Raw genomic sequence first — 18,468 nt, forward strand, 5'->3', positions numbered from 1 at the left:
CATCCCGGCGGGTTGTTGGACGGAGTCCATTAAGTGCCTACACTTGCCCCATGGCCGATATCGTCGTCGCCGGACTCGCACCGGATCTCCTGCCCTACCCCGAGGCTCTCGCCCTGCAGCGCAGCATCCACTCCGCTGTTGTGGAGGGAAGCAGGCCCGACACGGTGCTGCTGCTCGAGCATCCGTCGGTCTACACGGCCGGCACCCGCACCGAGGCGAGCGAGCGGCCGGATGACGGCTCCCCGGTCATCGACGTCGATCGCGGCGGCAAGATCACCTGGCACGGTCCCGGACAGCTGGTCGGCTACCCGATCCTGCGCCTGCACGACCCCGTGGATGTCGTCGCCTACGTGCGCCGGCTCGAGGAGTTGCTCATCGCCGTGATCGCCCGCTTCGGTGTCACCGGTGTCCGAGTGGCGGGCCGATCCGGAGTCTGGATCATCGATGGAGCGCGCGAGGAGAAGATCGCGGCCATCGGCATCCGCGTGGCCGGCGGTGTCACCATGCACGGCTTCGCGCTCAACTGCAGCAACTCCCTCGACGCGTATGAGCACATCGTGGCCTGCGGCATCCGCGACGCGGGAGTCACCACGATCAGCCGCGAGCTCGGCCGCGAGGTCACTCCCGAAGATGCGGCGCGGGTGGTCACGGAGCGATTCGATGAGCTCGTCTCCGAGACCGTTGCGGTGTCCGCATGACCGCGGCCCCCGACGGACGGCGGATGCTGCGGCTCGAGATCCGCAACACCGAGACCCCGATCGAACGCAAGCCCCCGTGGATCAAGACCGTCGCGCGCCAGGGCCCGGAGTACCTCGAGCTGCAGAAGCTCGTGAAGGACGAGGGCCTCCACACGGTGTGCCAGGAGGCCGGCTGCCCCAACATCTACGAGTGCTGGGAAGACCGGGAGGCCACCTTCCTCATCGGCGGCGCCCAGTGCACCCGCCGCTGCGACTTCTGCCAGATCGACACCGGCAAGCCAGCGGACTACGACACCGATGAGCCGCGCCGGGTCGCCGACTCGGTGCTCAGCATGCGGTTGCGCTATGCGACCGTCACCGGCGTCGCGCGCGACGACCTGCCCGACGAGGGAGCCTGGCTGCACGCCGAGACGGTGCGTCGCATCCATGAGGTGAACCCCGGCACCGGAGTCGAGATCCTCGCGACCGACTTCTCGGGCAACCCCGATCTGCTCGCCGAGGTCTTCTCGTCGCGCCCCGAAGTCTTCGCCCACAATGTCGAGACAGTACCGCGGCTGTTCAAGCGCATCCGTCCGGCATTCCGCTACGAGCGTTCGCTCGGCGTGATCACCAGCGCGCGCGAGGCTGGGCTCATCACCAAGTCCAACCTCATCCTCGGCATGGGAGAGGAGCGCGCCGAGATCAGCCAGGCGCTGCAAGACCTGCACGACGCCGGCACCGACATCATCACCGTGACGCAGTACCTGCGCCCGACCGCCCGGCACCTGCCCGTCGCACGCTACCTTCCGCCCCAGGAGTTCATCGAGATCAAGGAGGAGGCCGAGGACATCGGATTCCTCGGGGTGCTCGCCGGCCCGCTTGTACGGTCGTCGTACCGCGCCGGGCGCCTGTGGGCCCAGTCGATGACGCGCAAGGGTCTCGAGCTGCCTCCGCAGCTCGCCCACCTTGCCGATGCCGACCTCGGTTTCGCGCAGGCGGTCTGATAACAACCCGAGAATCAATGTGTATGTACCACTAGACGAGGCTGTCTAGCAGGTATATAACTCACTGTAAGAGAGATTGATGGAGACCTCTTCTTCTCATTTCTCAAGTGGGGGGATGGGGATGTTAAGTTCAAGAGCTGTTCGTACCGTCGGTTCGGTGGGGCTCGGGGTGGTCGTCGCGGGGGCGCTCATTTTCGCTCTCGCGGGTCCGAGTTACGCGGCAACAGTGATCGACGGGCCGGTGAATCTCGGTACGGCGACCTCGTACGGCGTTCTCGGCGCCAGCACTGTCACCAACACCGGCCCGACGATCGTCACCGGTGATCTCGGCCTGAGCCCCGGCTCCTCCATCACCGGTTTCTCCGCACCCCCGAACGGCTCCGTCGTCGGCACCACCCACCAGACCGATGCTCCGGCGGCGCTTGCCCAGGGCGACCTGACGACCGCCTACAACGTGGCCGCAAGCCTCACGCCGATGCGCACGGGCATCAAGGACCTCGCCGGATCGTCCCTCTCACCGGGGGTCTACCGGGGTGGCGAACTGTCGCTCACCGGCACTCTGACGCTCGCGGGAAGCGCCAACTCCGTCTGGGTGTTCCAGGCGGCAAGCACGCTCACCATCGCCTCCAACACCCACATTCTGCTCACCGGTGGTGCAAGCAGCTGCAATGTGTTCTGGCAGGTCGGCAGTTCCGCGACCATCGGCACCGCGGCGGCATTCGTCGGCACGGTCATGGCCGACCAGTCCGTGACGGCCACGACCGGCGCGACGGTGCAGGGACGCCTATTTGCTCGCACCGGCGCGGTGACCCTCGACGACAACGTCATCACGGCGCCAACGGGGTGCGCGAACGCCGCTACGACGGTCGTCTCCGCGAGCGACAGTCCGGATATCACCTCCGCGACTCCCACTCCCGCTCGGGTGGGGTCGCCGTACTCGTTCCGTGTGGTGGCCACTGGCACTCCGTCCCCGACCTTCTCGGTGTCGAGCGGATCTCTTCCGGCCGGCCTCTCGCTCGATAGCGTGACCGGGGAGATCACGGGCACCCCGACCACGCCGGGCGTGTCGTCATTCACCATCACCGCAACCAATGGCGTGCCATCGGATGTCTCGGCGGAATACTCCCTCTCTTCGGTCGTCCTTGTCGTGAGGGCGGCCCCCGCTGTCGGGGCCCAGGTGAACAGCGGGTCGGCGGTCGCCCGATCCGCGGCTTCGCTCGCGGCGACGGGGCACGATGTCACAGCTCCGATCGTGATCGCGTCCGTCGCTCTCCTCGCCGGTGCGGGGCTGGTCTTCGCGGCCTCCGCCCGTCGAACGACCGGGCGCCACCAGCGACGCCACTGATCGGTCAGAGCGCGGCGAGTGCCTCGTCGTTGACGGTGTGCACGCGCCATCCCTCGCCAAGGCGCTCGAAGGTCGCGGTCGACCCGTTTTCGATGCCCGGGAGCCGCCGGCCGGCGAGTGCGCCGAGCGTGTACCGGATGATCGTGCCGTGGCAGACGATGACCACGTTGGCGTCGCCGTAGTCGTCGGCGATCCGGTCTAGGGCCGCGATGCCGCGGGCGACCACCGAGTCGAGACTCTCGAGACCGGGATAGTCGCGATCCGGCCATCGCGCCTCGATGTCTTCCGCCGTCGCGCCCTCGCCGTCGCCGTAGTGGCGCTCGACGAGCTCGCCATAGCTGGGTCCGAGAGCGATGCCGAGGCCGTCGGCGATGATCTGGGCCGTCTCCCGGGCGCGGCGGAGCGGTGAGCTCACCACGGCATCCCAGCGCGTACCGGAGAGCACGTCGACCGCGTCGCGAGCCTGCTCCCGCCCAGTGTCATTGAGGGGGATGTCGGAGGAGCCCTGCAGGCGGAGCTCGCGATTCCACTCGGTCTGGCCATGGCGGATGAAGGCGAAAGTCACCCCACTAGTCTGCCCTGCCCGACGGTGTAGACGAGCTGATCGAGCGCAGGGGTCGCGCCAGAATGATCGCCGAGAGCCGCTTTCAGCCTGGAGATGCGGGATCGCAACTCGCCGACCGTGGTTCTGGCGTGAGCGCCGAACCAGAGCTCGCCCCGCTGGTCGCGCAGCACCCGGTGCCAGTGGGCGAGATCCACCGCGGTCGGCACTCGGCGGTAGATAAGCCGGAGGTCCGCGGCGATGTCGGCATTGCCGTGATCGTGGAGCACAGTGAATGCCTCGCGCGTCGCTGCGATCATCAGCCGAAGGGTGTCATCGTCCTCGGAGAGGCGCACGGGATCGCCGCCTACACGGTGCAGCGCACAGTCGATCGGCACCATGAACGCGTCTCGAGCACGCATCCAATTGAGGAAGTTCGTGGTGATCACCGTCGGGAACCCGGCAATGCTGAACTCCGTCTGGATGTTGCGGACGCGCACGCTCATCTCCCCGCTCGGCTCGCTCAGTACTGTCTTCACCCGGTCGATCTGGGCGAAGCGGGTGGTCGCTCCCTCCCTGACACCGCTGACAGAAGGAAATCCGAACAGCGCTCGTGCACCGAGCGCCTCGATGAGTGCGGACTGGTGAGGGGCGAGGTCACCGAGGAAGAGCACATCCGAGTCGTCGACCATGCCACTGAGCATCGGGAGAGTGCCGAGCAACTGCTCCGGTCGCACCGCCACCACGACAAGCTCGAACCTATCGGTCGCGGTGATCTCGTCGATTGCCCGAACGTCGAAGACGCTTCTGGTCTCGACAAGCGGCTCATCGACGACCAGGCCGTCGGCGCGAAGCGCGGAAAATCGAGTTCCTCGGGCGAGCAGGGTCACATCGTTGCCGACGCCGAGTAGTCGGGCCGCGTAGGCGCTCCCGATAACGCCAGCGCCGCAGATCAGCACTCGCACTGGCGATCTCCCTTCCGCGATGAGCGTGTGCCCCTGCTCACCCAACCACAACCCCGACGTAGTCATCGATGTCGGGCGCCGTCGAATAGGCGCGTGTCGACCGGGATGCGCCGGTGCCGTTCTGCCCGGTCGGTAGCATAGGCCTATGGCTTCCCCCTGGTCCCTTTCGGGCGCGCTCAAGGGCATGTTCGCTCGCAAGACCATCGATGACGAGACCTGGGACGACCTCGAAGACGCCCTGATCACCGCTGACTTCGGCACCGATCTCACCGAGTCGATCGTGGAAGAGCTTCGCGCGAGCGTCAAACGCTTCAACACCACCGACCCGGTGGACCTCAAGAGGATGCTGCGCGAGACGCTCGAGGAACGCCTCGCCCGCCTCAACCCCACCCTCACCCTCACCGCGCGCCCTGCGGTCGTGCTCGTCGTCGGGGTCAACGGCGTCGGCAAGACCACGACCATCGGCAAGTTCGCCAAGTTCCTCGGCGGCTACGGCCGCAGCGTGATCGTCGGCGCCGCCGACACCTTCCGGGCGGCAGCGGTCGAGCAGCTCGCCACCTGGGCGGAGCGCGGCGGAGCCGCTATCCAGCGCCCGCAGCAACAGGGGCAGGATCCCGCATCCGTCGCGTTCCAGACCGTGGAGCGCGCCCAGCGCGAGGGAATCGACATCGTGCTGATCGACACGGCCGGGCGCCTGCAGACTAAGAGCGGCCTCATGGACGAACTCGCGAAGATCCGTCGTGTGATCGAGAAGCAGACGGAGATCGCGGAGGTGCTGCTCGTGCTCGACGCCACCACCGGACAGAACGGGCTCGCCCAGGCGGAGGCCTTCATCCAGCACGCCGGAGTCACCGGGCTCGTGCTCACCAAGCTCGACGGTTCAGCGAAAGGCGGATTCGTGCTCGCGGTGCAGGAGAAGACGGGTATCCCGATCAAGCTCGTCGGGCAGGGGGAGGGCATCGGCGATCTGACCGGTTTCACCCCCCACGTATTCGTGCAGAATCTCATCGGGTCGTGAGCATGTCCAGGATCGAGACTCCGTCGGAGCGGGCGTTCAGCCGGGTGGCACTGGTGTCCCTCACCCTGGCGGTCGTGGGTGTCGGCCTCGCCATCTGGGGCTTCGTCGCGGGAATCGACGAGACTCTCAACGGCGCCGGAGCGATCAGCACGAGCATCGTGATCTTCTACGTGGGATCGGCGGTGCTCTTGGTGGCGCTCGTGCTGGCGATCATCGGTCTCGTTCGATCGGAGGCCAAGACGGTGCCGACCGTCGCGCTCGCCGTGTGCCTGATCCCGATCGCCGCGATCATCGTGATCGCGCTGGCGTACCGGCGCTAGCGGCGCGGCAGCTTTTTGCCGGCGGTTTTCCGCCAGCGGGGAGGCCTGCCTCTGCCTGCTGCACGGCACGCCGCCATCGTTCCTAGGACTCTGCTGCCATTCGTCAACCGTGCGGCCAAACGTTTGGCGGCATGGTCCACGAATGGCAGCACGGTCGCGCAGGCGGGCGACTTTCGGGCGCAGAGTCAACTCCGCTGCGCAGAGTCGCGTCGGGGTGGCGGCTCGACCGTGCCGTCGACCCATACCGGGAGGCCGCACTCCCCGCATCGGCCATCCGCCCGTCGAATCCTGACGCACCCCTGGCTTAACTGCTGCGAACTGCGGCTGGCCGTGGCCGCCCGCCCGGAATTGCGGGTGGGCGGCACGCCGCCGGTTCGAAATAGCGGAACCTACGCCCGGGGTTCACCCGCGAGGGCGCGGAAACTACGCGGAGAGCGCGGCGTGCTTCCGGCTGAGCTCGACATAGTGTGCGGCGTTCGCAGTGACTCCGGCGATCTCATCCTCCGTCAACTCGCGCCGAACCTTGGCCGGAACCCCAGCCACCAATGATCGCGGCGGGATGATGGTGCCCTCGAGCACCACCGCGCCCGCGGCCACGAGAGAGCCGGCTCCGATCACGGCCCCGTTGAGCACCGTCGCGCTCATGCCGATCAGGCAGTCGTCTTCGATGGTGCAGCCGTGCAGCACCGCGGAATGACCGACGCTCACCCGCTCACCGACCGTGGTCGGCTTGCCCCCGTCGCAGTGCACCGCGACGTTGTCCTGCAGGTTGCTTCCCGCCCCGATCGTGATCGAGTCGGAGTCGGCGCGCAGCACGGCGCCGTAGAAGACGCTCGCGTCCGCTGCGAGGGTGACCCGCCCGATGAGCGTCGCGTTCGGGGCGACCCAGGCGGAGGCGTCGATTGCGGGAGTGTGGCCGTCGAAGGGCAGGACGAGTGACATCCGATCAGGCTAGCGCGGTGGCCGCACTCCGCAGTCCGCCCGCCCTCTTCCCCGAACGGGTTCCCGAAGCGCGCCGTCGAAACACCGTCCGAAAATGCAGGAGATTCGCCACGAAAGGGCCCTCGTGGCCGCACCGACCCCCGTTTGGTGGCGGATCTCCTGCGTTTTCGGCACAGGGCTAAGGCAAGGGCTTTCGGCACAGGGGCTTCGGCAGGGTCAGGGTCGGGGTGGGGTCGGTGCAGCGTAGGCACCGTCAGGCGAAGAGCGCACCCACCTGCTCGGCGAGGGCGTCGTCGAAGTCCATCGATGCGGCATCCGTCACCGCGTCCCACTGTTCCGTTCGCCGGGGGGAGACGATCGTCGCGGTGACCTGCGGATGCCGGCGCAGCCACGCCAGCGCGAGGGCCGGGATGCCCACCTCGTGTTCCCGCGCGAGCGACCGGAGCCCGACGACTTTGGCCAGGTTCGGCAGGGTGAACGCCGACGTGTACATCGCCGGAGCGAGAGCGAGCCGGCTTCCCGGGGCGGGATCCGGGAGCTCCTCGGGGTCGTCCGTGAGATACCGCTCGGAGAGGATGCCCCCGGCCAGCGGCGAATACGCCACGAATCCGAGCCCCTCCCCGGCGAGCAGCGGAAGCAGGTCCTGCTCCACCGAGCGGGCGACGAGACTCAGCTCGGACTGCACCCAACCCGGTCGAGGCAGCCCCGCGCGATCCGCGGCGAGCAGCCAGGCCTCGACCTCGCGCACCGAGCCGGTCGAGCATCCCCAGGCCCGAATCTGCTCGGTGTCGATCGCGGCGGCGAAGGCGGTGATCGTCTCTTCGAGCGGCGTGCGCTCGTCGAACCCGTGGGCGAGGTAGAGGTCGACTGTACCGAGGCGCGACCGGCTGAGGGCGAGCTGTCGCTCGATGTGGTCGGCCGCGAGCGAGATGGTCTCCTGGCCGCGTTCGACCACGTTGCCGACCTTCGTCGAGACGAGCACATCGGCCCGTTCGCGCTCCTCGCGCCAGCGGCCGATCACGCGTTCGCTCTCGCCGCCCGCGAAGGAATTGGCGGTGTCGAGCACCCGGATGCCGACCTCCCAGGCCTCGTCGAGCCGCTCGAGGGCCTCATCCGTCTTCATGCCGAGCCCGATGCGGGACGGCGCGGATCCGATACCCCCGATCGCCGCGCCACCGAAGAAGAACTCGCTGACCTCGATGCCGGTGGAGCCGAGTGCGACGGTGCGGACTGCGGAATCGGCCATGCCTGCAGCCTAGGCGCGGCCGACCGCCCGGGGTTCCGCGGCCGAGGGCGACCCTCGCGACCGAAGGAGCGGTGTACCCGTGTCACTCGCGGGAGCAGGGTTTCGCCGGGGCGAGCGCTCGTTCGACATCAACGCCGGGCCGGATTGCCCTCGAAACTGATGTTGACGGCCCCGCCGGGCCGAATCCTGCTGTTGAGCGCGCGGGCTCGGGCACCCCGAAACGGCAGGCTCGTCCGCTCAGCGCAGCGCGGGCAGCCGCGCCGCGACCTCCTCGAGCACAGCCTCGGACCCGGCGTAGATGCCGTTCGCCCTCGGCCAGTGGGCGATGACATCGGTGAAACCGAGGGATGCCGCCCGGCCAACGAGGTCTTCGAAGGTGTCGACGCTCGACAGCGCGAAGGTGCCGCCGGAGTCGATCGACAGGCGGCGGTCGATGGATGCCGCGTCCCGCCCCGCGCGCCCGGCCGCGTCATCCAGCCGCTCGGCGAGCGTCGCGACCGACTGCCACCATTCCTCGCCAATGGCCCCGTCGCGACCCGTGCTCACCCAGCCCTGGCCGAATCGCGCCACGAGGTCGAGTCCCTTCGGACCGTTCGCCGCGATCACGAATGGCACGCGCGGCGATTGGGCGGCAATGCCGACCATTCGGGCCTCATGGGTCGTGAACCAGTCGCCGTCGAATGAGATCGGACCATCGTCCTCGAAACGCAGCAGCCCATCGAGCTGCTCCACGAACTCGGCGAATCGCGCGTGCCGTTCTCGGGGCGATAGCTCCCGCTGGCCGAGCACGAAGGCGTCGAAGCCGGTGCCGCCGGATCCGATGCCGAGCAGCAACCGGCCGCCGGCGACATCATCGACCGTCGCGACGTCCTTCGCGAAAGTCACCGGATGACGGAAATTGGGCGACGAGACGAAGGTGCCGAGGCGGATGCGCGAGGTCACCGTCGCCGCCGCGGTGAGGGTGGGGATGGTCGCGCCCCAGGGCTCGTCGGCGAGGGTGCGCCACGACAGATGGTCGTAGGTCCAGGCGTGGTCGAAGCCCAGTTGCTCGGCCCCGCTCCACAGTCTCTTCGCTTCGGCCCAGGGCTGCTGGGGCAGGATCGTGATTCCGAATCGCATGGGGCGAGCCTAGGGCCGGGGCTCCGTCCTCCTCCGCGAGTTGCACGCTTATGCGGGTTGCGCTGCGCAGACACCCGCAGAAGAGTGCGACTCGAGCTTGCCCGGGCGGGTCTTGGACGGAACCGCATCCCGCGAGGTGCCCGGGCGGAGCATCCGCCCGACGCGATCCCCGGAGATCCCGGGTTAAACTATTGGCACAATGGCCACCTTCGGAAACCTCACTGACCGCCTCGCGGATACCTTCAAGAACCTGCGCGGCAAGGGCAAACTCAGTGCCGCGGATGTCGACGGCACTGTGCGCGAGATCCGTCGCGCCCTGCTCGACGCCGACGTCGCACTCGAAGTCGTCAAGGACTTCACGAGCCGGGTGCGCGAGCGCGCGCTCGGCGACGAGGTCTCGAAGGCACTGAACCCCGCCCAGCAGGTGGTGCAGATCGTCAACGACGAGCTCATCACGATCCTCGGTGGCGAGGCCCGGCGCATCCAGTTCGCCAAGACCGCGCCGACGGTGATCATGCTCGCCGGCCTCCAGGGTGCCGGCAAGACGACCCTCGCGGGCAAGCTCGCAAAGTGGCTCGCCGGACAGAATCACACCCCGCTGCTCGTCGCGGCCGACCTGCAGCGACCGAACGCCGTCACCCAGCTCAAGGTCGTCGCTGAGCAGGCCGGAGTGGCGGTCTACGCGCCGGAACCCGGCAACGTCGGTGCCGAGGATGCCGCGCCCAGGTCGTTCTTCGGCGGTGCCGCCAACCCGGTGAAGGTCGCGAAGGATGGCGTGAAGTTCGCAAGAGACAAGCAGTATGACATCGTCATCGTCGACACGGCCGGCCGTCTCGGTGTCGATGCCGACCTGATGAAGCAGGCCTCGGACATCCGCCGGGCGATCGATCCCGACGAGGTCTTCTTCGTCATCGACGCGATGATCGGCCAGGACGCCGTCGCCACCGCGAAGGCCTTCCAGGAGGGCGTCGACTTCACCGCCGTCGTGCTCACCAAGCTGGACGGCGACGCGCGCGGTGGGGCCGCGCTCTCCGTGGCATCCGTCACCGGGCGTCCGATCATCTTCGCCTCCACCGGCGAATCGCTCGACGACTTCGAGCCCTTCTACCCGGATCGCATGGCCAGCCGCATCCTCGATCTCGGCGACATCCTCACCCTGATCGAGACCGCGCAGAAGACCTTCGACGAGGAGGAGTCGCGCAAGGTCGCCGAGAAGTTCATGACCGACAGCTTCACGCTGGAGGACTTCCTCAGCCAGATGCAGCAGCTCAAGAACATGGGCTCAATCAAGAACATGCTCGGGATGCTTCCGGGAGCGAAGGGCATGCGCCAGCAGCTCGACAACTTCGACGAGTCGGAGATCACGCGCACCGAGGCCATCATCCAGTCGATGACGATCGCGGAGCGCCGCCAGCCCAAGGTGCTCAACGGTTCGCGCCGGGTGCGCATCGCCCGCGGATCCGGCACCACGGTCACCGAGGTGAACGCGCTGGTGAACCGTTTCGAGCAGGCCGCGAAGATGATGAAGAGCGTCGCGAAGGGCGGCATGCCGCAGATGCCGGGCATGGGACCGATCCCCGGAGCCAAGTTCGGAGCTCCCAAGAAGGTGCAGCCGAAGAAGGGTTCGAAGTCGGGCAATCCAGCCAAACGTGCCGCGGAGAACGCCGCGTTGGCGTCGGGGGCCAAGCCCTCGACGGGGGCCGCCGGATCCGGGTTCGGACTCGGGGGCAGCGCCGGCAAGCCGGGCCCCTCCGAGGAGGAGCTCGCGAGCCTGCAGAAGCTGCTCGGCCGCGGCTGAGTCCGCGCCGGGTGACGCCGGACTCCGGCGCCTGCACCTTCCCGCGCCGAAACCCGGGCGTCCACGGGCAATCCGGGCTGGCACGCCGGCCCGGTAAGTCCGTAGTGGCCCGTGTACGTGCGAACGCGAACGGCGCCGACGCCTAGATCGACAGCTTGGCGCTGCGGATCGCCCCGGCGATCACCTTCGCGAGCTGCTGCTGGCCGCGTGCCGTGGGATGGATGTCGTCCGACTGCAGCCACGACCGGTGTCCCGCGAGCGGCTGGCCGATGTCCAGGTACGTGCCCTTCACGGCCAGGATGGCCGTGCGCACCTGCTCATTGATGTCGTCCATCTGGTCGGGGGCGACAGTGTCGTTCCACACGGTGCTGATGCCCACGATCGTCGTCTTCGGCAGCTTCGCCCGCAGGCTCGCGACTACCGAATCGGTCTCGGTCTTCAGCTGGTCGTTGTCGACGCCGAGGTCGTTGCTGCTGCCCGAGATCAGGATGAGGTCCGGATGCAACGCCACCGCCTCGCTTACCAGCCCGGAGAAGTCGTCGCCGCAGTCGTTGTCGTCCCCGGCGGTCACGAAGCCCGCGCCGTCGCAGGCGAGGTTCGTGAGCTTCCAGTTGTTGGATCCCGCGAGCATCGCCGGCCATGCCTGGGCGGCGGGGAGGCCATGGCCCTTCATGATCGAGTCCCCGATCGCCACGACAACGGGGCGGGTCGCCGACGAGGTCGGATTGGTGTCCGTTGCGAGCGTGGCATGGGAGCATCCGGTGAGGAGGAGCGTCGCGCCGGCGAGAAGCACTATCAACGTTGGGGCGCGGGTGAAGAGACGGGACACGAACACCGAGTCAACCCCGGCAGCCTATGAGAATGCCGCACGAGGCGTCATAGGCTTGGAGCATGACTGATGCAATCACCCGTCCCGTCCGACTCGGCGTGCAGATCGCGCCCCAGCATGCGTACTACGAAAAGATCCGCGACACCGCGGCAGAGCTCGAGGAGCTCGGGGCCGACATCCTCTTCAACTGGGACCACTTCTATCCGCTCTCCGGCGAGCCCGACGGCCTGCACTTCGAGTCGTGGACCATGCTCGCCGCCCTCGCCGAGCAGACCTCCCGCGTGGAGCTCGGAGCCCTCGTCAACTGCAACAGCTACCGCAACGCCAACCTCCAGGCCGACATGGCGCGCACCATCGACCACATCAGTGCGAAGGGCACGGGAACCGGTCGTTTCATCTTCGGAACCGGCTCCGGATGGTTCGAGCGCGACTACGACGAGTACGGCTACGAGTTCGGCACGGTCGGCCAGCGGCTCGACGCCCTCGCCGCGAATCTCCCGATCATCGAGGAGCGCTGGGGCAAGCTCAACCCGCCGCCCACCCGGCACATCCCCGTGCTGATCGGCGGCGGCGGCGAGAAGAAGACCCTGCGAATCGTGGCGAAGCACGCGGACATCTGGCACTCCTTCAGCGACCCGGAGACGCTGCAGCGCAAGCTCGGCATCCTCGCCGAGCACGGTGAGGCCGTCGGTCGCGACGTCTCGCAGATCGAGATCTCGACCGAGCTGCGTGGTCGTACTCCGGAGCAGGCGGACGAGCTCCACGCTCTCGGCACGACGCTGTTCACGATCGGACTCAGCGGTCCGGACTACGACCTCGCCCCGGTTCGCGACTGGCTCTCCTGGCGCGACGGCAAGAACTGACAACCTTCGGCGCAAAACGGACATCGCGCTCCGGCGAGGGTCGGGATGACCCCGGCCCTCGCTAGCCTGAACGCATGACCACCACCCCGCTCGCCACTCGGCCGACCTCACGCCTGTCGACCTCGGTGCTGATCGCGATCATCGTCACGCTGCTGGCGTGGTCGAGCGCGTTCATCGTGATTCGCGGGGTCGCGCCCCATTTCGCCGGCGGCTCGCTCGCGCTCGCCCGCCTGCTGGTGGGCACGGTGGTGCTGTCCCTGCTGCTGATCGGGCATCGCTGGGTGCGCCCGACCGGCCGGGAATGGCTGCTGATAGTGGTTTTCGGCATCGCCTGGTTCGCGGCCTACAACGTGGCCCTCAACATCTCGGAGCACACCCTGGATGCCGGCACGACCGCGATGATCGTGAACATCGGTCCGTTGCTGATCGCGCTCGGCGCCGGGATCTTCCTCGGTGATGGCATCCCCCGTTGGCTGCTCATCGGGGCAGGGGTCGCCTTCGTCGGTGTGGTGCTCATCGGCATCTCGAGCGGTATCACCGGCGTCGGTGACGGCAGTGGCGTCGTCTGGGCGCTGGTCGCGGCAGTCACCTACTCGATCGGCGTGCTCTGCCAGAAGCCGGTGCTGCGTCGGCTGCCCAACCGCCAGGTGACCTTCCTCGGCTGCGCGATCGGGGCGGTGGCGTGCACACCGTTCGCGGGATCACTGATCCATGACCTCTCGCAGGCGCCGGTGACGAGCATTCTCGGTGCCGTCTACCTCGGTGTCGTGCCAACTGCGATCGCCTTCAGCACCTGGGCCTACGCCCTCTCGAAGATGTCCGCCGGGTCGCTCGCGGTCACCACGTACATCGTTCCCGCACTGGTCGTGCTCGAGGCATTCCTCTTCTTCCGAGAGGTGCCGGCACCGCTGGCCGTCGTCGGCGGAATCATCTGTCTGGCGGGGGTTGCGCTGTCGCGCCGGCGCCCACCAGCACCGCTCGCAGCGGTTGGTTCCTGAAACACCGAAAAACCTGCAAGAATGGTCAGTCGAGACTTGTGCCGTTCGACCCTCTAATCCAACGGCATCGTCTCCCATCAGAGCTTTTCTGCCGAGTGTGCACCCCACGCTCACGGCAAGCAGTTCGCCCTCATAAATCATCTCTGGAGAATTGTGGCTGTAAAAATCCGTTTGAAGCGCATGGGCAAGATCCGCGCTCCTTACTACCGAATCGTCGTCGCCGACTCGCACACCAAGCGTGACGGTCGTGTCATCGAGGAGATCGGCAAGTACCACCCCACCGAGGAGCCCTCGTTCATCGAGGTCGACTCCGCGCGCGCGCAGTACTGGCTCGGAGTCGGAGCGCAGCCGACCGAGCAGGTCGCCGCCATCCTCAAGCTCACGGGCGACTGGGGAATCTTCAAGGGCGACAAGAACGCTGTCAGCACCGTGAAGACCAAGGAATCGAAGGTCGACTTCGTCGCCGACGAGAAGAAGAAGCCCGTGCTCAAGCCCAAGGCCGAGGCGCCCGCGCCCAAGGTCGAGGCTCCGGCCGAGGCATCCGCTGACGCGGCTGTCGACGCTCCGGCCGTCGAGGCCCCCGACGAAGAGATCGCTCCGGCGGTCGAAGGTCTGAACGAGGCTGACGCCGCCGAGGTCGAGGCCGTCTCCGACGCCGCCGAGGCCAAGGCCGACGACGCGACCGAGGCTGACGCCGAGGCTGCCAGCGCCGACAAGGCGTAGGCAATGCTCGCCGCCGCCCTCGAACACCTCGTCAAGGGGATCGTCGACAACCCCGACGAGGTTCAGGTCGTAGCAAAGAACTCACCGCGTGGCGAGGTTCTCGAGGTGCGCGTGCACCCCGAGGACCTCGGCCGCGTGATCGGTCGCGCTGGTCGCACCGCGAAGGCGCTCCGCACCCTCGTTTCGGCCATCGCCGACGGTCGTAAGGTGCGCGTCGACGTGGTGGACACCGATTTCTAACAACTCGGAACCCAGCACACAGCCCGCGCCGGCCCCTTCGGGGTCCGACCAGTTGCGGGTCGGTCGACTCACCAAGGCCCACGGCCTCAAGGGAGCGATCAAGGTCGAGCTCTACACGGATGCCCCGGAACGACGTTTCGTTCCGGGCGCCGTGTTCACCCTCCAGGTGCCGACCGGATCCCCCTGGCATGGCAAGACCCTCGAGCTCATCGAGCTCAAGTGGTACAACCTGCAGCCGGTGGCATTCTTCAAAGACGTCTCCGACCGGTCCGCGGCCGAGGGCCTGATCAAGGCGATCCTCTGGATCGACCATGATCTCGCCGCCGCATCGGATGAGGAAGACGCCTGGTACGACCACCAGCTCGTCGGTCTCGCGGTCATGCGCGACGGCATCCGTGTCGGCACGGTCAGCCAGGTCGACCACCTGCCCTCGCAAGACCTCATCCACGTGGCCACCGATGCCGGCGAAGTGCTCGTGCCCTTCGTGAAGGCCATCGTGCCGACCGTCGACATCGCCGCGGGCACCCTGGTCGTCACGCCTCCGGACGGACTCTTCGAAGATCTCCCGGAGGACGACGCAGAGCCGCTGCCGGAGGTCGTCGAAGTCGAGCCCGAAGTCGAGCCCGGCCCCGCGTCCGTAGGCTGAGGAGCCTCGCGATGCGCATCGACATCGTCACGATCTTCCCGGAGTTCTTCTCCGTGCTCGATGTCTCCCTGCTCGGCAAGGCACGCCAGACCGGGCTCATCGACCTCGGTGTGCACGACCTGCGGGACTTCACCTTCGATCGGCACCGCACGGTTGACGACACGCCCTACGGCGGCGGAGCCGGCATGGTGATGAAGCCGGAGCCCTGGGGCGAGGCGCTCGACAGCATCCTCTATGCCGGTGAGGCTCAGGGAGCGGATGCCCCGGTCGTGATCTTCCCCTCGCCCGCCGGGGAGCTCTTCACCCAGAAGCTCGCGCACGAACTCGCGACCGAGCCCCGGCTGGTCTTCGGGTGCGGACGCTATGAAGGAATCGACCAACGGGTCGTCGACTACGCCGCGACCCGCGCAAGGGTGCGTCTCGTGAGCCTCGGCGACTATGTGCTCAACGGCGGTGAAGTCGCGACGATGGCCATGATCGAGGCGATCGGGCGACTCATCCCCGGCGTCGTCGGCAACCCGGAGAGCCTGGTCGAGGAGTCCCACTCCGATGGCCTTCTGGAATATCCGAGCTACACCAAGCCGGGGGAGTGGCGCGGATTCGAGGTTCCTCCCGTGCTCCTGAGTGGCAACCACGGAGCGATCGCCAAGTGGCGCCACGAGCAGCAGCTCGAGCGCACGCGCACGGTCAGGCCCGACCTCCTTCCCCCGGATAGTGCGGCCGCTCGACCGTGAGCGAGGGCATCGATGGAGTCGCCTGGCCCATTCGCACCGAGCGGCTCGAACTCCGACCGGCGACGGCGGCAGACGGCCCGGCGACCTGGCTGTATCGCCGGCAGGAATCCGTTTCGCGCTGGATCACCAGTGCGCAGCCCGACAGCGAGCACTATCTCGCCGACTTCACGGAGCCGGCACGGTTGGGCAAGACGCTGGTGATCGAGCTCGAGGGCAGGGTGATCGGCGACCTGATGCTGGCCATCGAGGATGCCTGGGCGCAGACCGAGGTACGGGAACAGGCCCGCGCGGTTCAAGCAGAGCTCGGCTGGAGCCTCGATCCGGCCCACACCGGCATGGGCTACGCCACGGAAGCCGTCGCCGGGTTGATCCGAATCTGCTTCGAAGAACTCCACCTGCGTCGCGTGGTCGCCGAGTGCTTCGCCGACAACGAGCCATCCTGGCGACTGATGGAGCGCCTCGGCATGCGACGCGAGTCCCACGATGTGCGCGGATCCCTCCATCGCTCCGGAGAATGGCTCGACGGCTTCGCGTACGCCATGCTCGCCGACGAGTGGCGCGACGCGCAGTAATTGCACCTTCGGCCGCCTCAGCCATCGGGACCGGCGATGACGCTCAGCGGGCCGCGGCCGTGTCGCTCGGCCCGTGTCTCTCGGCCCTGTCGCACTGCCAGTGTCGCTCGGCCCGTGTCTCTCGGCCCTGTCGCACTGCCCGTGTCGCTCGGCCCTGTCGCAAATGCAGGACCGCGTCTTACGGATGTTGCACGTGTGCCTCACGCGCCACTTCTGTCCCGTGCACACCTGCATTTGCGACGGGATGGACGGGTGCGGCGACCCGAGGCGCGAGCGGGGAGACGCCGGGGTGGGGCGGACGGCCGCGCTGGCGGCGACCGGCTGGCGGACCGGACACTGTCGTTCCGGTGAGGGTGATGCGCCCGCGAGTGACACGCGCCCGCGAAAATTCGGGCGCACGTGTCACTCGCGGGCGCGGAGAGGGCGCCGACCCACACCGGCCATGCGGCTCAGCGGGCCGTCAACACCACCGGCCCGGCATCCGTGACCGCGACCGTGTGTTCGCTGTGGGCGGCCCGGGAGCCGTCAAGGCTGCGAAGGGTCCAGCCGTCCGGATCGGTGAAGATGCGGTCGGTGCCCTCCAGGAGCCACGGCTCGATGGCGAAGACCAACCCAGCCCGCAGAGGCAGCCCGCGTCCGGGGCGACCGTCGTTCGGGATGTGCGGATCCCCGTGCATCGTGCGGCCGACGCCGTGCCCGCCGAAGTCGACGTTGACCGAGTAGCCCGCGGCCCGGCTCACCTCGCCGATCGCGGCAGAGATGTCGCCGATGCGCGCCCCCACCTGTGCGGCAGCGATTCCCGCGGCGAGGGCGCGTTCCGTCGTCTCGATGAGCGCGACATCCGCGGGGCGTGGTGTGCCCACGATCACGGTCACGGCGGAGTCCGCGACCCAACCGTCGACGGATGCCGCGAAGTCGAGGCTGAGCACGTCGCCGTCCTTCAGCGCATAGTCATGGGGGAGACCGTGTAGCGCCGCATCGTTCACCGAGGTGCAGAGCACCTTTCCGAAGGGCATCGCCCCGAATGACGGGTGATAGTCCACGTAGCAGCTGATTGCCCCCGCCCGGCGGATGAGCTGCGCAGCCAGGGCGTCGAGGGCGAGCAGATTGACTCCCACCTTCGAGGCCGCAACGAGCTCGGTGAGCGTGTTCGCCACGAACCGGCCGGCGGCCCGCATCTCGTCGATCTCCGCGGGGGTCCTGAGCTCGATCATCCGTCTGTCCTCCACTTGTCTGTGAGACCGCGTGGGCGGTCGGCCTTCTCCGTCGAGCGTAAACTTTCGTTCATGTGGTATCGCCGGGTTTTGTTCAACACCCAGTTCGCCGCAACCATTGTGCTGCCGCTGTGGCTGCTCATCGGACGGGTGTTCTTCGGCGTCATCCTCGGCTGGCACTATGCCATCGGACTGTTCCTTGCTCCGTTGCTCTTCATCTTCCTCGCTGTCGTCACCACGATCACCTGGGCGCGCAAGAGTGCCCGCCGATCGGGCGCGGTCTCCCGGGTGGATGCCGTGCTCCTGTCGGGCTGGTACTTCGCGGTGCTCTGCTACGGCTTCTTCGTCGTCGACTCCGTGCACAGCTACGAGCCGGGCACCTCGATTGCGACCCACGTCTTCGGGCAGGGCTTTCGGGATGCCTCGTTCACGATCGCCGACATCGCCGGAGGCGTCATCATCATCATCGCGTTCACCACGCTGTGGGTCGTGTTGATCGAGTATCTCGTGGAGACCCGCCAGGAGGCGGTCACGCGTCTCACGGGCCTCGACTACGAAGAGCTGAGGCTCCGCCGGGAAGCGGACAACCCCGCGCCCTCACGTCCGAGTGGCTTAGTCCCGGGCGATGTGGCAGAATAGCGACTTGTGCCTACCGCACGACTCTGCCACAGGGG

At 67.7% G+C, this 18,468-nt stretch carries 20 protein-coding genes and 1 pseudogene; 14 read left to right on the top strand and 7 right to left on the bottom strand.

Features of this window, described 5'->3' with window-relative positions:
• Positions 1-50: 50 nt before the first annotated feature.
• The 3 genes from lipB (at position 51) to ACVXZ4_RS05355 (ending at position 3,026) form a co-directional block, all read left to right on the top strand.
• The gene (gene lipB, locus ACVXZ4_RS05345; protein WP_461797203.1) at positions 51-698 is read left to right on the top strand and encodes a lipoyl(octanoyl) transferase LipB; all 648 of its coding nucleotides are present in this window, start codon (positions 51-53) and stop codon (positions 696-698) included.
• Positions 695-1,681, top strand: coding sequence for a lipoyl synthase (lipA, locus tag ACVXZ4_RS05350; protein WP_461797204.1), 987 nt, complete (start codon positions 695-697; stop codon positions 1,679-1,681). Before lipB ends, lipA begins: the two co-directional genes overlap by 4 nt.
• A gap of 121 nt (positions 1,682-1,802) precedes the next feature.
• Positions 1,803-3,026: an ice-binding family protein gene (locus ACVXZ4_RS05355; RefSeq protein WP_461797205.1), complete on the top strand. Its 1,224-nt coding sequence runs from the start codon at positions 1,803-1,805 to the stop codon at positions 3,024-3,026.
• Positions 3,027-3,030: 4 nt separating this feature from the next.
• On the opposite strand, the gene ACVXZ4_RS05360 is transcribed toward ACVXZ4_RS05355, so the two are convergent.
• On the bottom strand, positions 3,031-3,591 hold the full coding sequence (locus ACVXZ4_RS05360) for a histidine phosphatase family protein (RefSeq protein WP_461797206.1): 561 nt from the start codon (positions 3,589-3,591) through the stop codon (positions 3,031-3,033).
• Positions 3,588-4,532, bottom strand: coding sequence for a ketopantoate reductase family protein (locus ACVXZ4_RS05365; RefSeq protein ID WP_461797207.1), 945 nt, complete (start codon positions 4,530-4,532; stop codon positions 3,588-3,590). The genes ACVXZ4_RS05360 and ACVXZ4_RS05365 overlap by 4 nt, the downstream gene beginning before the upstream one ends.
• Before the next feature lie 145 nt (positions 4,533-4,677).
• Between ACVXZ4_RS05365 and ftsY the strand changes: the two genes are divergently transcribed.
• Together ftsY and ACVXZ4_RS05375 are read left to right on the top strand one after the other, a co-directional pair.
• Positions 4,678-5,550 carry a signal recognition particle-docking protein FtsY gene (ftsY, locus tag ACVXZ4_RS05370; RefSeq protein ID WP_461797208.1) on the top strand — a complete coding sequence of 291 codons (873 nt, stop codon included), beginning with the start codon at positions 4,678-4,680 and terminating at the stop codon, positions 5,548-5,550.
• Complete coding sequence (locus ACVXZ4_RS05375; protein WP_461797209.1) at positions 5,547-5,870, top strand: hypothetical protein; 324 nt, start codon at positions 5,547-5,549, stop codon at positions 5,868-5,870. Before ftsY ends, ACVXZ4_RS05375 begins: the two co-directional genes overlap by 4 nt.
• A 423-nt stretch (positions 5,871-6,293) precedes the next feature.
• Here the strand turns inward: ACVXZ4_RS05375 and ACVXZ4_RS05380 are convergent, their stop codons facing one another.
• The 3 genes from ACVXZ4_RS05380 to ACVXZ4_RS05390 form a co-directional block, all read right to left on the bottom strand.
• Complete coding sequence (locus ACVXZ4_RS05380; protein WP_461797210.1) at positions 6,294-6,812, bottom strand: gamma carbonic anhydrase family protein; 519 nt, start codon at positions 6,810-6,812, stop codon at positions 6,294-6,296.
• 253 nt (positions 6,813-7,065) lie between these two features.
• Positions 7,066-8,058, bottom strand: coding sequence for an aldo/keto reductase (locus ACVXZ4_RS05385; protein ID WP_461797211.1), 993 nt, complete (start codon positions 8,056-8,058; stop codon positions 7,066-7,068).
• A 237-nt stretch (positions 8,059-8,295) separates the two neighbouring features.
• Positions 8,296-9,177: an LLM class flavin-dependent oxidoreductase gene (locus ACVXZ4_RS05390; RefSeq protein ID WP_461797212.1), complete on the bottom strand. Its 882-nt coding sequence runs from the start codon at positions 9,175-9,177 to the stop codon at positions 8,296-8,298.
• Between the two features lie 199 nt (positions 9,178-9,376).
• Between ACVXZ4_RS05390 and ffh the strand changes: the two genes are divergently transcribed.
• Positions 9,377-10,975 (top strand): signal recognition particle protein, encoded by a 1,599-nt coding sequence (gene ffh / locus ACVXZ4_RS05395; RefSeq protein ID WP_461797213.1) that lies wholly within the window; start codon positions 9,377-9,379, stop codon positions 10,973-10,975.
• A gap of 142 nt (positions 10,976-11,117) precedes the next feature.
• On the opposite strand, the gene ACVXZ4_RS05400 is transcribed toward ffh, so the two are convergent.
• Complete coding sequence (locus ACVXZ4_RS05400; RefSeq protein WP_461797214.1) at positions 11,118-11,804, bottom strand: SGNH/GDSL hydrolase family protein; 687 nt, start codon at positions 11,802-11,804, stop codon at positions 11,118-11,120.
• Positions 11,805-11,866: 62 nt separating this feature from the next.
• Between ACVXZ4_RS05400 and ACVXZ4_RS05405 the strand changes: the two genes are divergently transcribed.
• The 7 genes and pseudogenes from ACVXZ4_RS05405 to ACVXZ4_RS05435 all read left to right on the top strand — a co-directional run bounded on the left by ACVXZ4_RS05405 (position 11,867) and on the right by ACVXZ4_RS05435 (position 16,580).
• Complete coding sequence (locus tag ACVXZ4_RS05405) at positions 11,867-12,667, top strand: LLM class F420-dependent oxidoreductase (protein WP_461797215.1); 801 nt, start codon at positions 11,867-11,869, stop codon at positions 12,665-12,667.
• Positions 12,668-12,741: 74 nt separating this feature from the next.
• Positions 12,742-13,665 carry a DMT family transporter gene (locus ACVXZ4_RS05410; RefSeq protein ID WP_461797216.1) on the top strand — a complete coding sequence of 308 codons (924 nt, stop codon included), beginning with the start codon at positions 12,742-12,744 and terminating at the stop codon, positions 13,663-13,665.
• Positions 13,666-13,818: 153 nt separating this feature from the next.
• A pseudogene (rpsP, locus tag ACVXZ4_RS05415) lies at positions 13,819-14,220 on the top strand (30S ribosomal protein S16); the annotation flags it as partial.
• Between the two features lie 171 nt (positions 14,221-14,391).
• A complete protein-coding gene (locus tag ACVXZ4_RS05420; RefSeq protein ID WP_185201169.1) occupies positions 14,392-14,628 on the top strand; it encodes an RNA-binding protein in 237 nt (78 codons plus the stop codon).
• Complete coding sequence (rimM, locus tag ACVXZ4_RS05425; RefSeq protein WP_461797923.1) at positions 14,621-15,274, top strand: ribosome maturation factor RimM; 654 nt, start codon at positions 14,621-14,623, stop codon at positions 15,272-15,274. Before ACVXZ4_RS05420 ends, rimM begins: the two co-directional genes overlap by 8 nt.
• 11 nt (positions 15,275-15,285) lie before the next feature.
• Positions 15,286-16,008 carry a tRNA (guanosine(37)-N1)-methyltransferase TrmD gene (gene trmD / locus ACVXZ4_RS05430; RefSeq protein ID WP_461797217.1) on the top strand — a complete coding sequence of 241 codons (723 nt, stop codon included), beginning with the start codon at positions 15,286-15,288 and terminating at the stop codon, positions 16,006-16,008.
• Positions 16,005-16,580 carry a GNAT family N-acetyltransferase gene (locus ACVXZ4_RS05435; RefSeq protein ID WP_461797218.1) on the top strand — a complete coding sequence of 192 codons (576 nt, stop codon included), beginning with the start codon at positions 16,005-16,007 and terminating at the stop codon, positions 16,578-16,580. The genes trmD and ACVXZ4_RS05435 overlap by 4 nt, the downstream gene beginning before the upstream one ends.
• A gap of 449 nt (positions 16,581-17,029) precedes the next feature.
• Here ACVXZ4_RS05435 and map read toward each other — a convergent pair whose 3' ends face one another.
• Positions 17,030-17,794, bottom strand: a complete 765-nt coding sequence (gene map, locus ACVXZ4_RS05440; RefSeq protein ID WP_461797219.1) for a type I methionyl aminopeptidase — start codon at positions 17,792-17,794, stop codon at positions 17,030-17,032.
• Positions 17,795-17,866: 72 nt separating this feature from the next.
• Here map and ACVXZ4_RS05445 point away from each other — a divergent pair, with 72 nt between their 5' ends.
• Positions 17,867-18,433, top strand: a complete 567-nt coding sequence (locus ACVXZ4_RS05445; protein WP_461797220.1) for a hypothetical protein — start codon at positions 17,867-17,869, stop codon at positions 18,431-18,433.
• The last annotated feature ends 35 nt before the right edge of the window (positions 18,434-18,468 follow it).

It is taken from the genome of Lacisediminihabitans sp. FW035 (assembly GCF_054880895.1).

Bases quoted from the DNA above. Each gene is read 5' to 3' on its own strand.
- lipB (WP_461797203.1), top strand. From the start codon at position 51: ATGGCCGATATCGTCGTCGCCGGACTCGCACCGGATCTCCTGCCCTAC.
- lipA (WP_461797204.1), top strand. From the start codon at position 695: ATGACCGCGGCCCCCGACGGACGGCGGATGCTGCGGCTCGAGATCCGC.
- ACVXZ4_RS05355 (WP_461797205.1), top strand. From the start codon at position 1,803: ATGTTAAGTTCAAGAGCTGTTCGTACCGTCGGTTCGGTGGGGCTCGGG.
- ftsY (WP_461797208.1), top strand. From the start codon at position 4,678: ATGGCTTCCCCCTGGTCCCTTTCGGGCGCGCTCAAGGGCATGTTCGCT.
- ACVXZ4_RS05380 (WP_461797210.1), bottom strand. From the start codon at position 6,812: ATGTCACTCGTCCTGCCCTTCGACGGCCACACTCCCGCAATCGACGCC.
- ACVXZ4_RS05385 (WP_461797211.1), bottom strand. From the start codon at position 8,058: ATGGCCGATTCCGCAGTCCGCACCGTCGCACTCGGCTCCACCGGCATC.
- ACVXZ4_RS05390 (WP_461797212.1), bottom strand. From the start codon at position 9,177: ATGCGATTCGGAATCACGATCCTGCCCCAGCAGCCCTGGGCCGAAGCG.
- ffh (WP_461797213.1), top strand. From the start codon at position 9,377: ATGGCCACCTTCGGAAACCTCACTGACCGCCTCGCGGATACCTTCAAG.
- ACVXZ4_RS05405 (WP_461797215.1), top strand. From the start codon at position 11,867: ATGACTGATGCAATCACCCGTCCCGTCCGACTCGGCGTGCAGATCGCG.
- ACVXZ4_RS05410 (WP_461797216.1), top strand. From the start codon at position 12,742: ATGACCACCACCCCGCTCGCCACTCGGCCGACCTCACGCCTGTCGACC.
- ACVXZ4_RS05420 (WP_185201169.1), top strand. From the start codon at position 14,392: ATGCTCGCCGCCGCCCTCGAACACCTCGTCAAGGGGATCGTCGACAAC.
- trmD (WP_461797217.1), top strand. From the start codon at position 15,286: ATGCGCATCGACATCGTCACGATCTTCCCGGAGTTCTTCTCCGTGCTC.
- map (WP_461797219.1), bottom strand. From the start codon at position 17,794: ATGATCGAGCTCAGGACCCCCGCGGAGATCGACGAGATGCGGGCCGCC.
- ACVXZ4_RS05445 (WP_461797220.1), top strand. From the start codon at position 17,867: ATGTGGTATCGCCGGGTTTTGTTCAACACCCAGTTCGCCGCAACCATT.